The sequence below is a fragment of the Streptomyces sp. RP5T genome (assembly GCF_003933965.1).
In the GTDB taxonomy this organism is placed as follows: Bacteria; Actinomycetota; Actinomycetes; order Streptomycetales; family Streptomycetaceae; genus Streptomyces.
On the sequence record NZ_RSAJ01000228.1, the window covers coordinates 1 to 13026 of the forward strand.

Sequence of the window (13026 nt, forward strand, 5' to 3'; positions counted from 1 at the left end):
GCCCTGATCACGGGCAGGCTACGGTGGCCCCGGGCCGTGGCCGAGCTGACCGTGTGGGCCACTACCGCACTCCGTCGGGGCGGGGGGTCGACGGACGGGGGATCACGCCGGACCTCGAAGCCGACGAGGGGCGACCCGCATCGCGATGGGCGCGCCGGCGGCACCGGCCGGGGCAGACGCGCTCCGGGTAGCCGCGCAGGGGCCGGTCCTGGGTGCGCGTGATCGCGGCCCGTGCGCCGCAGGAACGCCTGTGCCCGGCGTCCGATGCGGTGGTCAGCGGGTGTGGCCGTGGGCGGGCCCCCGTCCTGGCTCGTCCTGGAGCGCGTCCCCGGTGTCCCCGGCGCGCTCTTCCCGTCCGTTCTCCCCGGCGTGCCGCACCAGGCGCACCTCGACCTGTCCACCGGTCACGCGGGTCTCGAAGGCCGGCTGGGGGGCGATGGCGGGGCCGCGGACGTTCAGGCCGTCCGAGAGGCGGAAGACGCTGCCGTGCCAGGGGCAGCGCACGCATCCGTCGGACACCGTCCCCTCGGACAGCGGGCCCGCCAGGTGGCTGCACTGGTCGGCCAGCGCGTGGATCGCCCCGTCGGACTCGCGCACCACCACGATCGGTACGTCGTCCACACCGCGTCGCACCGGCTGCCCGGGCGGGAAGTCGTCCAGCGCGCCGACCCGGTGCCAGCGGTCGGAGACAAGATGCGGTACGGCCTCGGCGTGGTTGGCCCCGGCGGCCTGCCGGTAGGCCAGGTGGCCGCCCAGCATGCCGCCGGTTCCCACGGCCGCGAGTCCCAGGACGCCGAGGGTCCGGCCGGCGCGCGCACGGCCGGTGATCCGGCAGGCGAGCGAGGCCGCGTAGAGGCCGACGGCGACCGTGTTGGACGCCGCGTGGACCAGCCCGACGCGCATCTGCGGACGTTGCAGTTCCGCCCAGTCCACGGCGCCGGTCAGCGCGGCGGGGACGGCCGCCGCGAGGCCCACGCCCACCAGCAGGCCCGCCTCACGCGGGCGGCTCCTGGTCACGTCCAGGACGGCGGCGGACAGCCAGCTGCCCATCGGTACCTGCACCAGCAGCGGGTGGACCGGGTGCCCCAGCCATGTGCCGTGCAGTACGTCCCGGCCGCGTCCGAGTGGCAGGGATTGAATCCCCGCCCGGACTGTGTCGATCACCGGGTCCTGCCGCGGCTCCCGCTCCAGCCGGGCGAGAAGCCGCAGCAGCCGGTTCTCTCGTGTACGTGGATGACCTCGTCGCGCGCTCATGCGCAGCCGGGTCTCCCTCTCCCCGTGCGGCAAACGGCCGGCGGGTGATCAGGACCTGGACACCGCGTGGCGCCCGGCCCTCGTGGCGAACACGTGGTGGGTGGGCCGGTCCGGAGCGGCGGGCTCCAGGTGCCGCAGCCACCGGGAGGCCATGGCCAGCAGTCCCGTGAAGACGGCCAGGAGCAGCACGGAGGTCCACATGGGCCGGCTGCCGGGAGAATCCCACATCGTCCAGGCCGAGGACGCCGTCCACAGGACGACTCCGGCCGCGTAGAAGGACCGTATGCGGCGCAGCTGCCTCGCGGCCCTGCCCACCGTGGGATCGTCAGAGTGAGTCATGCCGCCCCGTGTACCCCGATCGACGCGGTCCACGGACGGGACGGGTAACGGATCTTCAACTCTCCCCCGTCGACCGGTCGGCAGACCTGTCGGTGTGACGCAAGGGCAGAACAAGACAGGTGTCCTGCGTGGTATCACTACGACATCGGCGTGCGGCACAAGCGGTCACCGCGCATCCGGAAGCAGGCGACGCAGCACGCCCATGCCCCAGGAAGAGGTGCGAGCCCATGTCCGAAACCGCTACCGACACCACCGAGTTGACCTCGCAGTACAGCACGCAGGTGGCCGGCGACCTCGAACGCAATCTCAAGGAGCAAGAGCGCCTCAGCGGCGAAATCGAGGCGCTGCAGGGCCAGTTGGCGGCCCTGCGGCACGATCACACCGTCCTGCTGAGCATCCAGCAGGTCCTGGGAACCCCTCCCGCGGCCACTGCGCCGGCCGCGCCAGAAGCCACCTCGGTGCCCTCTCCCCGTAAGAAGACGGGTGCGCGGTCCGGCGGCCGGAAATCCGCCGCACCCGCCGGGAAGCAGACCGCGACCGCGAAGAAGGCGCCCGACAAGGGAGCCCCCGCACGGCCGGGACCCACCCTCGTCGACCTGGTCCGGGACCATCTGGCCGGGCAGAAGGAGCCCCGCTCGGCGGCCGAGGTCTCCACCGCGCTCGGCCGGCAGCACCCCGGGCGCACCATCAAGGCCACCGTCGTACGCACCACGCTGGAGGGACTCGTGGCCAGGAACCAGGCCCAGCGCAGCAAGCAGGGGACCTCGGTCTTCTACACCGCCCCCGACGCGGACGGGACCGCCGCCCCCGCCGAGGACGGCTCGCAGCAGTCCGGCTGACGGGCGGCCCCCCGCGGCACGTTCAGCCGGTCCGCCGCAGGGGACGCAGGCCGCCTCGGTGCAGTCCGGCGGCCGCCAGGACCGCGGCGGCCGCGCCGGTGCCCAGTACGGCACCGGCGACGACGTCGCCCGGGTAGTGCACACCGGTGTGGATCCGCGAGTAGCCCACCGCGCTGGCCAGCAGGCCGAGCGGCACCGTGGCGACGGGCAGCGCGGGTCCGACCGCCGCCGCGAAGGCGACCGCGGAGGCCGTGTGCCCCGAGGGGAAGGACGCGGACTGGGGCATCGGCACATGACGTCCCGGGAACGGCGAGTCCACGGCCCGGTGGGGACGCGGGCGGCGTACCAGACGCTTGCCGAGGATGTTCGCGCTCGCCGAGGCGACACCGATGGCCGCGACGCCGAGGGCGGCGGCGCGCCGCGGCCGGCCGGGCCACAGGGCGAGCAGTCCGGCGATCGTGAACGAGATCTTGGAGTGGTCCGCCGCCGCCGACAGCCGCCGCAGGGCATGGTCCAGAGCCGGTGTCCGGGTGACCGTGACGGCCTCGTACAGCGCCTGGTCGAGGGCGGCGAGATCCCGCAACAGCTCGGGGGCGGTCCGCTGTTCGCGCTGCGGTCGGTCAAGCATCGCTCTGCTCCTGGTTCTTGACGGCCAAATCGGGAGTCCGGTGGAGGGCGAGGCGCACGACTCGGCGCCAGTCGACGGAGGGGGCGGTGTACGGCGCACCGGGACGGTCCTTCGGCACCCGCACCCGCAGCGCCTTCGGCCGGATGGTGCACACGACCGGCTGGGGCAGCAGCAGCGCCTCACCGTCCACGGCCACCGGGATCGTCTCCGTGTCGGCCTCGACGGTGACCCGGCGCGCGGTCGACGAGGTGATCCCGCTGGCCCGCTCGCCCCGCAGGGCGAGTTCGGCGGCCTGTGCCGCGCCCTCGATCCGCACACTGATCACACCGAGCCGGCCCTCGTCGAGGTGGGACCTTCGTCCGACGCCCAGGGGACCGGCCTGCGCGTAGGGGTTGTTGCTCACCAGCAGGGCGTGCGGGGCCTCCAGCAGCCGGCCGTCCGCCGTGGCGGTCAGCTGCGCCCCGGCCTCGCCGACCAGCAGGTCCGGCAGCAGGTCGAGCGTGGTGGACGCCTTGGCGTCGCGGTACTCGGGGCGCTGCACGATTTCGGCGTACGTCCCGAAGGAGACCGTGTTCACGAAGGGCCGGCCCGCGACGTCGCCCAGGTCCACGCGGAGCTCCACACCGTGCGTGAGGGCGTCGAGGCCGGTCGCCGGGTCGTCGCGGTCCAACCCCAGGTCCATCGCGAAGTGGTTGCGGGTCCCGGCGGCGAGGACCATGAACGGCACGTCGTGCTCCGCGGCCACCCCCGCCACCAGGGCCTGGGTCCCGTCCCCGCCCGCGACGCCGAGCAGGTCCGCGCCCTCCGCGAGGGCCTGGCGGGCCAGCTCCGCCGGATCGGGGCTGCTGTCCACGTCGAGCAGGATCACCCGGGCGCCGAGCGCCTCGGCCCGCTCCACCAGAGCGTGTTCGCCGACCTTGCCGCCACCCGAACGCGGATTCATGATCAGGACCGGCCTGCGCGGCGGCCGGACCGAGCGCGTGTGGGTGCTGCGGGGTGCCCGCAGCCGGCGCAGCGCGCTGCGGGCACAGGCCAGGGCCGCCACCCACAGGCCGAGTGCCGAGGCCGCGTACGGCCACAGGCCGGACACCGCGTACAGGACCAGGACGCCGACCGGCGCGGCCACCGCCAGGAGGGCGCCGCACAGCCGCGCCAGGCCCCGATGGGCCAGCGCCCACCAGAGGCCCGCGCCCGCGAGGGCGAGGCCGACAAGGCCCAGCAGCAGCAGGAGCCACTGGCCCGCGGCCACCACGGCCGCGACCACCGCTGCCAGGCACAGCAGCGCCAGCCGGGCCAGCGTCCGCGCCGCCGTGCCGGAGCCCGCCGGCTCCACCTCGTTCATCGTCGGGTCGCCTCTCACGATCGGTGGCCCCAACGATCTCATGCTGTCGCCCTCGCCGCCGGTGCCGTCCTGATCCCCTGCGGTTCAGCGGGTCACGACGTGCCGCTCGTCCGGCACGCAGTGGGTCATGGTCAGCCCCTCCACGTCCCGCGGCGGGTTCTTGCCGAGGTTCGACAGCCGCTTGCGGTCCTCGTCGGTGAGGTCCTGGCCGGCCAGCGGTTCGAGACCGGACACGTCCTCGGGGCTGATGCCGAGGCCGTCGCCGACCCGCAGTCCCAGGTCGTTCTCGACCAGCAGGAAGTGCCAGACCATGCGCTCCTGCACGGGCCGGTCGCACTGGGCGAGCATGCCGGTGAGGTTCTTCACCAGGTCGTCGCGCTCCCACTCCTCCAGCAGGAGGTACCGCTGCCCCGCCTGCAGGTAGTCGTTGGTGCGGGGAATGCGGCTGCGGGTGAGCCGGCCGTGGATCTCCGGGCCCTGTTCGTCCTGCGTCGGGTACGGCCCCTCGCGCAGACCGCCGGTGACGGACGGCTCGTAGTTGACGATCGGGTTCTCTCCCCCGCCGTCCACGTGGTACGTCATCTGGCCGTCGCGCTGGTTGGTGCGCACCTCGGCGTTCTTCGCCTGGTTGACCGGGAGCTGGAGGTAGTTCGGGCCGACCCGGTAGCGCTGGGTGTCGCTGTAGGAGAAGGTCCGGCCGACCAGCATCTTGTCGTCGGAGAAGTCCAGTCCGTCGACGAGGACACCGGTGCCGAAGGAGATCTGCTCGTTCTCCGCGAAGAAGTTCTCCGGCATCCGGTCGAGCACCATCCGGCCCACCGGCTTCGGCGGGAAGTCCTGCTCGGGCCAGGTCTTGGTGTCGTCCAGCGGGTCGAAGTCCAGCTCGGGGTGCTCGTGGTCGTCCATCATCTGGACCAGGAGTTCCCACTCGGGGTGGTCGCCGCGGGCGACCGCCTCGTACAGGTCCTTCGTGGCGTGGCCGAGCGAGTCGGCCTGCACGTTGGCGGCGTCCTCCTCGGTCATCGAGCGGACACCCTGCTTGGGCATCCAGTGGTACTTGACCAGCTTGGTCTCGCCGTCGGCGTTGACCCACTTGTAGGTGTTGACGCCGAAGCCCTGCATGTGGCGGTAGTCCGCGGGGATGCCGCGCGGGCTGAACAGGTTGACCAGCATGTGCATCGACTCAGGCGTCTGCGACATGAAGTCGAAGATCCGGCGCGGCTGCTGCTCGAAGGTGACCGGGTCGGGCTTGAGGGCGTGGATGACGTCCGGGAACTTGATCGCGTCCCGGATGAAGAAGACGCCCAGGTTGTTGCCCACCAGGTCCCAGTTGCCGTCCTCGGTGTAGAACTTCACGGCGAAGCCGCGGGGGTCGCGGGCGGCCTCCGAGGAGTCACGCCCCCCGATGACGGTGGAGAAGCGGACGGCGAGGTCGGTGCGCTTGCCGCGCTCCTGGAACAGCTTGGCCCGGGTGAACCTGCTGATCGGCTCGTCGCCCCAGGCGCCGTAGGACTCGAAACAGCCGTAGGCGGTCACGCCGCGCGCGTGCACGACGCGCTCGGGGATGCGTTCCCGGTCGAAGTGGCTGATCTTCTCCAGGAACTGGTAGTTCTCCAGCGTGGCGGGCCCACGGGCCCCGATCGTGCGCTGGTTCTGGTTGTCGTGGACCGGGTGGCCCTGGCGGTTGGTGAGCACCTTGCGGTCGTCCGCGGGACCGGTGCCGGAAACGTCGGTCATGATCGGGGGCTCCTCAGGTTCTCGGGTTCTCGGCGGGGGACAGCCCCTGGCACAGCGGGCGGCCTCCGGCCGGTGTTCGGCGGATCACCCGGGTACCCGATCGGTTCGCACCACTCACGTCACGCGCCCGCCACCAGCGAGTCGTCCTTGGGGCGGCTGCCGGAGAGCTGACGGCGGGCCGCGGCCAGGGCGGAGTCGATGTCGCGGGTGCCCGTGGCGATGCACAGGGTGTAGGAGACGTCCTCGAGGCGCTGACGCGCTCCGTCGCTGCCTTCCTCGGCGTGCAGGACGTGCAGCGCCTCGTAGCGCTCGAGCAGGTCGGTGAGAAGGGCGGGGTGGGCCATGAGCATGATTCGCTCCTCCGTATGCGCAGTGGGAGTGGGGCGGTCGCGGCCGCCGCGTCACTCGGACTGTTGCGGGAGAGGCCTCGGCGGCACGCACCAGGAGAGCCGCATTCGGCCGCTTCCGCGGTGGGCCTGTGATCCCAAGCACCTGAACCGCCGAATGCCCTGGCATCCCGGGTTCAAACCAGTGCTCTCGTCTTCCCTGCCGCACCGGCCGCCGTGGCCTGCCGGAGGTCAGTCGCGGCGGGCGCCGACGTCGCCGTTGACCGTGGTCAGCGTCATGGTGTGGGCCCGGTCGGCGCCGCGGACGGGGACGGCGACGGTGGCGCGGCCGTTGTCGGTGGCCGCGGTGACCCGGTAGGGCGGGCTGTCGTGGGGGACGGTGACGTCGACGGAGCCGTTGACCGTGGCGGCGCTGACGCCCGACGGGACGGCGGCACAGCCGAGGACCACGTCACCGTTCGTGGTCGCCGCGTGCACCCGCCGCGCCTCCAGGCTCGTGGCGCGGACCGATCCGTTGCGGGTGGACAGGCGCACCTCGGCGTCGTCGCGCCCGGAGCGGGTCACCGTCACGTCGCCGTTGACGGTCGTGATGTCCAGGGCGGCGGCGACTCCCGCGACGTCGACGCCGGCGTTGCGGGCGGTGGCCGTGACGCGCACGCCGTCGGGGATCTCCACGTACGGCGTCCGGGGACAGGCCCCCTCACCCGCGCCCCGGTCGGAGCACGACAGGTCGAGCGTCCACACCTTCCCGTGGTGGGACCAGTGCTCGGCGACCCGGTCGTCGACGGTGACGCCACGGCCGTCCGCCGGGCGCAGCCGCAGGCCGTTGTCGGTGGCGATCACCACCTGTTCGCCGGTGCCCGCGACGCGCAGGGCGCCCTCCGCCGGCGGACCGCCGGAGGACCCGTCGTGCGCGCTGCTGCAGGCCCCGGCGAGGGGCAGCAGGGCCAGTACCACCATCAGGCGCGTCACGCGCCGTGTCGGCATCGCCTTCATACCCCGTCGGATGCCCCCGTTCGCCGTGGCCATGGCAAAGCGGGGGCCGGCCGGGCAGTTGGGTCCTACGGCACCGGCACCGAGTCGGTCTCCGTCGCCGCCTGCCGCGCCGCGATCGCCTTGTTGCGGCGCACCGAGGACCAGAAGGACCAGCCGATCAGGATCACGCCGACGAGGCCGGTGATGATCTCGTTGATCTGGTACTGGATGGTGACCATGAGGATCACGGCGAGGGCGCCGATCGCGTAGTGGGCGCCGTGCTCCAGGTAGACGTAGTCGTCGAGGGTGCCCTGGCGGACCAGGTACACGGTGAGCGACCGGACGTACATCGCGCCGATGCCGAGGCCGAGCGCCATCAGGACGATGTCGTTGGTGATGGCGAACGCGCCGATCACGCCGTCGAAGGAGAAGGAGGCGTCGAGGACCTCCAGGTACAGGAACATGAAGAACGCGGCCTGCCCCGCCAGTTTGACCGGCGAGCCGCTCCCGCCGGAGCGTTCGGCCTCCTTCTCGCGTTCCTCCTCGTCCTCGAGCTTGTCCTCGAAGTAGCCGGAGAGACCGCCGACGACCATGTACGTGATCAGACCCGCGATACCGGAGATCAGGACGGTCTGCGCCTTGTCGGCGTGCGCGCCGCCGTGCTGGTGGGCGTGGGTGGCGAAGGTGAACGCGGTGATCAGCAGGACGACCAGGGCGATGCAGACCGACAGCATGTCGACCTTGCCGAGCTTGGCCAGCGGGCGCTCGATCCAGCGCAGCCACTGGATGTCCCGGTCCTCGAAGATGAAGTCCAGGAAGATCATCAGCAGGAACATGCCACCGAACGCGGCGATCGCCGGGTGGGCGTCGGTGACCAGCTGCTGGTACCGCTCCTTGTCGGTCAGGGCCAGCTGGACGGCGTCGTACGGATTGAGCTTCGCGGTGATCGCGACGATCACGACCGGGAAGACCAGCCGCATGCCGAACACGGCGATCAGGACGCCGATCGTGAGGAAGATCTTCTGCCAGAAGGCGTTCATCTTCTTCAGGATCCCGGCGTTGACCACCGCGTTGTCGAACGACAGCGAGATCTCCAGCACGGCCAGGATCGCCACGATGCCGAACGCGGCCCAGCCGTCGTACAGCACTCCTGCGGCCAGGCCGAGCGCGGTGACCGCGAACGCCCAGCGAAAGGTCTTCAGAATCACTGGCACCAAGTCCTGTTGTCGGGCGGTCGCCCGGGTGGCGGGCGCGAAGGGCCCGTGGGTTCACGGGCGTTGTCTATCACGGTCAGGGGGCGCCGGGGTGGCGCGGGGTACCGGCGGGCGGCACCGCGTCCGGGTGCCCGGCCGGCCGCCCGCATCACGTTCCGTTGGGGACGCGTACGGCGAGCAGGGCGACGTCGTCGTCGTTGCGGACGTGCCGCACCCGGCGCAGCACCTGGTCGGTGAAGGAGGCCAGCGGGCGGTGGGCGAGCGCAGCCGCGTGCCGGCGCAGGTTGTGCAGTCCCTCGTCGAGGGAACGGCCGGACGCCTCGATCAGTCCGTCGGTGTACAGCAGCAGGGTGGAGCCGGGGGACAACAGGGCGGTCGCGTCGGTGCGGGGTGTGCGCACTCCGGTGCCCAGCAGGATGCCGTGGCCGTCGGTGAGGTAGTGGGCCAGGCCGTCGTGGCTGATCAGGAGAGGTGGCGGGTGGCCGGCGTTGGTCCAGCTCAGTTCCCGGTGGCCGTCGTCCCGCTCCTCGACCCGGGCGAAGATCATGGTGGCCATGGTGACGTCCGTGATGTGCATGATCGCCTCGTCGAGCCGGGCGACGATCCGGCTCGACGGTTCCTGATGGGCCCAGGCGTAGGCGCGGAGCATGTTGCGCAGTTGCGCCATGCCGGCCGCGGCCTCCAGATCGTGGCCGACCACGTCACCGACGGCCAGCGCGGTGGCGCCGTCGGGGAGGGTGAAGGCGTCGTACCAGTCACCGCCGACCTGTGAGGCGTCGGGGGCGGGCAGGTAGCGGGCCGTCATCTGCAGTCCGGACACCCTTGGCAGCTGGGGCAGCAGGTGGTTCTGCATGGTCTCGGCGACCTTGCGCTGACGCTGGTAGAGACGCGCGTTGTCCAGGGCCAGTCCCGCTCGGCGGGCGATGTCCTCGATCAGCGGGAGATCGGCGGTGGTGAAGTCCACGGGGTCCTTGGCCCGCCCCAGCGTCAGGGCGCCCAGGACGGAACGGGTGCTGCGGATGGGGGCGATGGCGGCGGAGCGGATCCCGGTGGCCTCGAACAGGCGCCGCTGTTCCACCGCGATCCCGGAGTCGGGGGCCCGCTGGTAGGTCTGCGGGCCGGCCAGGGCGGAGGCCACCCCGCGCAGGGCCCGGGACAGGGGCATCGGGGACTCCTCCGGGACCGGCGGCATCGGGCCCTGGAGGTCGTCGTGGCGCACCAGGACCTCGCCCTCGGCATGGACGACCGCGGTGCGCCACACCTCGTCACGCTCGGTGATCAGGTCGACCACGACCCAGTCCGCCAGTCGGGGCACGACCAGGGCCACCAGTCGCCACAGCGACTCGTCGACGTCGAGCGTGGACGTCAGATTGGTGGTGGTCTCGGCCAGCAGGGCGAGCCGCTCCAGTTCCGGCATCGGCCGGGTCACCGCACCCGGCCGGCCGTCGGTCTCCGACGGGCGCCGGGCGTGGACGAGCACGAGCGTGCCGGTCTCCCTGCCCTCCACCTCGTACGGCGTGATCAGCCACGAGACGGGCAGCAGGGAGCCGTCGCCGCACTCGAAGTGGTCCGCGTCGTCCTGTGCGGGGCGGCCGGCGTGGAAGGCCTGGCGCATCCTGCACCGGCTGCGCGGCAGGGCACGACCGTGGGCGTCGCGGTGCAGCAGGTCGTGCGCGTCCCGGCCGAGGAACTCCTCGGCGGCGCGGCCCAGCATCCGCTGGGCGTGGGAGTTGACGGCGATGACACGGCCCTCTTCGTCGACGACGTAGGCCGCGGTCCCGATGGCCTCCAGTGCCTCGCTGACCCCCTCGGCGGGTGCTGCCGGCGGCCGTCGCCCGAGACTCCCCGTGTCCTCCGCCCCTGCCATGTCTTCCTCTCCTCGCTGGTCGGCCGCCGCTCCGTGCCGGACCGTGGCGTGTGCGCCCGACCGCACTGTCCTTCCCGGGTGCCCCGGTGCGCATGTATCCAGCCTCGCCCGTGAGCGAGCACGCGCAACCGGGTCGGAGGGACGACGGCCCACGGCCGCCGCGGTCGAGGGTCCCGGTCCTGGTGCACGGGCCCGCGTCGCCGCGGTGGCCCCGCTCGTGGGCCGCGCTCGGGGGGAGAAGTTTCTTGGCGCCGTCCAGCGCGCCCCTCAGCGCTTCGATGCGCCGGGGGCGAATGGCCGAATTCCCTCTGCAGGCAAGGGACTTGGCCGTCCGCTGGGTATCCGTGAAGTGACGGGTGCGGACCGGCGGCATGGGGAGGGCTGGGGCTGTGGCACGCCTATCGTGGACGTCCGGCCACTTCCCGTCGCGCCGGCCGGGGAAGCGGCCCGACGTGCGCATGCTGCGGGCCCAGGGGCGCTACGGGCCCAGCTTCCGTGACGTGCTGCCCGCCTTCGCCGCTGTCGTCGCGGCCGTGTGCGCGGTGGCCGCCCTCCTCGCCGCGGGGTACCGGGCCGCCGGGGTCGTCGTCCCCGTGGCCGGTGTCTCCTTCCTGGCGCTGGTCGTCGCGGCCGCGATACGGCACGGACGTCCCGACGCCCGCCGTCGGCTCGGCTACTACACCGCGGACGAGCTGCTCGAACTCGACACCCAGCAACTCGCGCTGGCGGTGGCGCGGATGCTGCGCCGGGACGGGTGGCGGGTACGGCTGATGCCGGCGCCGGACCGGCCGCGTCTGTGTGCCCGCGACTCGGCAGGCCGTCGTATCGACGTGGCCTTCCGGCCGGTGGCCGAACCCCTCCCCGACGAGGACGCGCCGCATCCTCACCCGCACCGCGGGGACAAGGTGTCGCCCCTGCGTCTGGTGGTGCATCGCGGTGTCTTCACCGACCGCGACATCCGGTGGGCACGCCGGGAGCGGACGATCCGCCTGCTCGACGGCCCCGCTCTGCGGCGGTGGGCGGCGGGCGCCCGCCTCAACGACCTGCTGTCGTAGGAACGGTGACGTGGAGTCGGTGCGCCCGCGCCGCGAGGGAATGCCTCCGGCCCGCCTAGCGCCCGTCAGATCCGCCCGCCGGTGAGACGGGTGATCGGGCCGTGGGTGTGGCGTCCGGAGCGTCGGCCGACCGCGTAGGACGTGGCGGTGAGCGCGGTCAGGCCCGCACCCACGCCCGCGGCGATGAGCTTGCGCTGGGCGATGACCGTCCAGGCCGTCTTGGCGACGGCGGCGGCCTGCCCCGAGGCGGCGACGACGGTCTGCCGGCCGGCCTCGACGCTCTTGGCCGCGGTCTGCGCGGCCCCGCTCAGCGTCCCGGCCGTCCGCTCGGCCGCCTCGGTGCCCGCCGACGCGGCGTCATTCGCCTTGTCGGCGGCCTTGTTCGCCGCCTTCGTCGCCGGGGCGGTGGCCTTGGCCGTGGTGCGCCGGGCCTTCGCCGCGGTCCGGGTGTTCGCGGAATCTTGCTTCGTCTGCTCGTTCGATTCACTCATGGACATCGCGTTACCGCTCGCTCCGACGGCAAACACCCTCCGTCGACAGCGTTTTCACGGCGCGGCCACATTGCGGCTCCGACGGCGGGCGACGGCCCGGTGCCGTGACACACCGGACCGTCGCCCGCGGCCGGTCAGCCGATGTGGTAGCTGTCGCCGTACACCTTCCAGTCCAGGGGCGGGTTCAGGTCGAGGTTGCCCTGGCGCAGGAAGACCCGCTGGGCGGTGTCGACGCGGCTGGTGTCGCTGTGCGCCTCCTCCTGCTTCATCGCCCACACGCGCGCGTCGAGGAAGGCGTTGAGGTACGTCGTCTCGTCGCCGCCCTGAGCCGGGGGCGCGGCCTGGCGCAGGGCGCGGCGGCGGATGCTGCTGAAGCTGGTCGCGTCGCCGCCGTCGCCGTGCATGACGATGGCGTCGTAGTAGGCGAACTGGCCGAGCACGCGCAGCCCGTCCGCCTTGCCCTGCCTGACGGCGGGGTTGAAGTAGACGCGGTCACGTTCGTCGTTCTGCGCCTGCTGGAAGGCCGTGTCCCGGGCGGCCTTGCGCCAGTCGTCGGGGAAGGACGGGTCCAGGCCGTCGTGGGAGTCGGTGCCGTCGACGCGGCGCAGGGCCGGCAGATACCCGGCGAGGACGTTGCCGGGCTTGCGGTCGGCGTACAGCTGGACGAGGTCGAGCATGTCTCCGGTGCCGGAGCAGAAGCCGATGATGCCGGCGGTGTAGCCGCGGCCGTCACCGATGTCCTCGATGTACCGGTACTGCGCCTTCCAGTCGAGCGATGAGTTCTCCGCGCTCGACACCAGTTTCATGGCGATCTCCTTCTTCGCCGGGTCGTCGAGGCCCGGCGCGGCAGCGGGGGCGGCCGCGGCGGGCGCCGGGCGGAACAGACCGACGCAGGTCGCCGCGCCCATGAGGGCGAGGAGGGTGCGGCGGGACGGGTG

At 72.6% G+C, this 13026-nt stretch carries 13 protein-coding genes and 1 pseudogene; 3 read left to right on the forward strand and 11 right to left on the reverse strand.

The window, feature by feature from the left end:
- Positions 1-191, forward strand: a pseudogene (locus EHS43_RS47965) (hypothetical protein); the annotation flags it as partial.
- Between the two features lie 82 nt (positions 192-273).
- Here the strand turns inward: EHS43_RS47965 and EHS43_RS23080 are convergent.
- Together EHS43_RS23080 and EHS43_RS23085 are read right to left on the reverse strand one after the other, a co-directional pair.
- Positions 274-1254, reverse strand: a complete 981-nt coding sequence (locus EHS43_RS23080; protein WP_125192677.1) for a Rieske 2Fe-2S domain-containing protein — start codon at positions 1252-1254, stop codon at positions 274-276.
- Positions 1255-1302: 48 nt separating this feature from the next.
- Entirely contained in the window at positions 1303-1593 is a 291-nt protein-coding gene (locus EHS43_RS23085) for a hypothetical protein (RefSeq protein ID WP_125192678.1), read from the reverse strand.
- A gap of 227 nt (positions 1594-1820) precedes the next feature.
- Here EHS43_RS23085 and EHS43_RS23090 point away from each other — a divergent pair, with 227 nt between their 5' ends.
- Positions 1821-2432 carry a hypothetical protein gene (locus EHS43_RS23090; RefSeq protein ID WP_125192679.1) on the forward strand — a complete coding sequence of 204 codons (612 nt, stop codon included), beginning with the start codon at positions 1821-1823 and terminating at the stop codon, positions 2430-2432.
- Positions 2433-2454: 22 nt separating this feature from the next.
- Here the strand turns inward: EHS43_RS23090 and EHS43_RS23095 are convergent, their stop codons facing one another.
- From EHS43_RS23095 to EHS43_RS23125, 7 genes are all read right to left on the reverse strand, one after another.
- The gene (locus EHS43_RS23095) at positions 2455-3060 is read right to left on the reverse strand and encodes a phosphatase PAP2 family protein (RefSeq protein WP_125192680.1); all 606 of its coding nucleotides are present in this window, start codon (positions 3058-3060) and stop codon (positions 2455-2457) included.
- Complete coding sequence (locus EHS43_RS23100) at positions 3053-4402, reverse strand: diacylglycerol kinase family protein (RefSeq protein WP_125192681.1); 1350 nt, start codon at positions 4400-4402, stop codon at positions 3053-3055. The genes EHS43_RS23095 and EHS43_RS23100 overlap by 8 nt, the downstream gene beginning before the upstream one ends.
- A gap of 84 nt (positions 4403-4486) precedes the next feature.
- The gene (locus EHS43_RS23105; RefSeq protein WP_125192682.1) at positions 4487-6139 is read right to left on the reverse strand and encodes a catalase; all 1653 of its coding nucleotides are present in this window, start codon (positions 6137-6139) and stop codon (positions 4487-4489) included.
- Between the two features lie 119 nt (positions 6140-6258).
- Positions 6259-6489 (reverse strand): DUF5133 domain-containing protein, encoded by a 231-nt coding sequence (locus EHS43_RS23110; protein ID WP_125192683.1) that lies wholly within the window; start codon positions 6487-6489, stop codon positions 6259-6261.
- A 228-nt stretch (positions 6490-6717) separates the two neighbouring features.
- Entirely contained in the window at positions 6718-7473 is a 756-nt protein-coding gene (locus EHS43_RS23115; RefSeq protein ID WP_312023434.1) for a DUF4097 family beta strand repeat-containing protein, read from the reverse strand.
- A gap of 74 nt (positions 7474-7547) precedes the next feature.
- On the reverse strand, positions 7548-8669 hold the full coding sequence (locus EHS43_RS23120; protein WP_125192685.1) for a DUF475 domain-containing protein: 1122 nt from the start codon (positions 8667-8669) through the stop codon (positions 7548-7550).
- 154 nt (positions 8670-8823) lie between these two features.
- The gene (locus tag EHS43_RS23125; RefSeq protein WP_125192686.1) at positions 8824-10542 is read right to left on the reverse strand and encodes a SpoIIE family protein phosphatase; all 1719 of its coding nucleotides are present in this window, start codon (positions 10540-10542) and stop codon (positions 8824-8826) included.
- A 458-nt stretch (positions 10543-11000) separates the two neighbouring features.
- Here EHS43_RS23125 and EHS43_RS23130 point away from each other — a divergent pair, with 458 nt between their 5' ends.
- Positions 11001-11597, forward strand: a complete 597-nt coding sequence (locus EHS43_RS23130; protein WP_260470666.1) for a hypothetical protein — start codon at positions 11001-11003, stop codon at positions 11595-11597.
- A 65-nt stretch (positions 11598-11662) separates the two neighbouring features.
- Here the strand turns inward: EHS43_RS23130 and EHS43_RS23135 are convergent, their stop codons facing one another.
- Complete coding sequence (locus EHS43_RS23135) at positions 11663-12094, reverse strand: hypothetical protein (protein WP_125192688.1); 432 nt, start codon at positions 12092-12094, stop codon at positions 11663-11665.
- Positions 12095-12222: 128 nt separating this feature from the next.
- On the reverse strand, positions 12223-13026 hold an 804-nt coding region (locus tag EHS43_RS23140), incomplete at its 5' end, for a chitosanase (protein WP_148104079.1).

Coding starts and splice junctions, on each gene's coding strand:
- EHS43_RS23100 (WP_125192681.1), bottom strand. CDS start 4,402: ATGAACGAGGTGGAGCCGGCGGGCTCCGGCACGGCGGCGCGGACGCTG.
- EHS43_RS23125 (WP_125192686.1), bottom strand. CDS start 10,542: ATGGCAGGGGCGGAGGACACGGGGAGTCTCGGGCGACGGCCGCCGGCA.
- EHS43_RS23085 (WP_125192678.1), bottom strand. CDS start 1,593: ATGACTCACTCTGACGATCCCACGGTGGGCAGGGCCGCGAGGCAGCTG.
- EHS43_RS23105 (WP_125192682.1), bottom strand. CDS start 6,139: ATGACCGACGTTTCCGGCACCGGTCCCGCGGACGACCGCAAGGTGCTC.
- EHS43_RS23135 (WP_125192688.1), bottom strand. CDS start 12,094: ATGTCCATGAGTGAATCGAACGAGCAGACGAAGCAAGATTCCGCGAAC.
- EHS43_RS23130 (WP_260470666.1), top strand. CDS start 11,001: ATGCTGCGGGCCCAGGGGCGCTACGGGCCCAGCTTCCGTGACGTGCTG.
- EHS43_RS23090 (WP_125192679.1), top strand. CDS start 1,821: ATGTCCGAAACCGCTACCGACACCACCGAGTTGACCTCGCAGTACAGC.
- EHS43_RS23080 (WP_125192677.1), bottom strand. CDS start 1,254: ATGAGCGCGCGACGAGGTCATCCACGTACACGAGAGAACCGGCTGCTG.
- EHS43_RS23110 (WP_125192683.1), bottom strand. CDS start 6,489: ATGCTCATGGCCCACCCCGCCCTTCTCACCGACCTGCTCGAGCGCTAC.
- EHS43_RS23115 (WP_312023434.1), bottom strand. CDS start 7,473: ATGCCGACACGGCGCGTGACGCGCCTGATGGTGGTACTGGCCCTGCTG.
- EHS43_RS23095 (WP_125192680.1), bottom strand. CDS start 3,060: ATGCTTGACCGACCGCAGCGCGAACAGCGGACCGCCCCCGAGCTGTTG.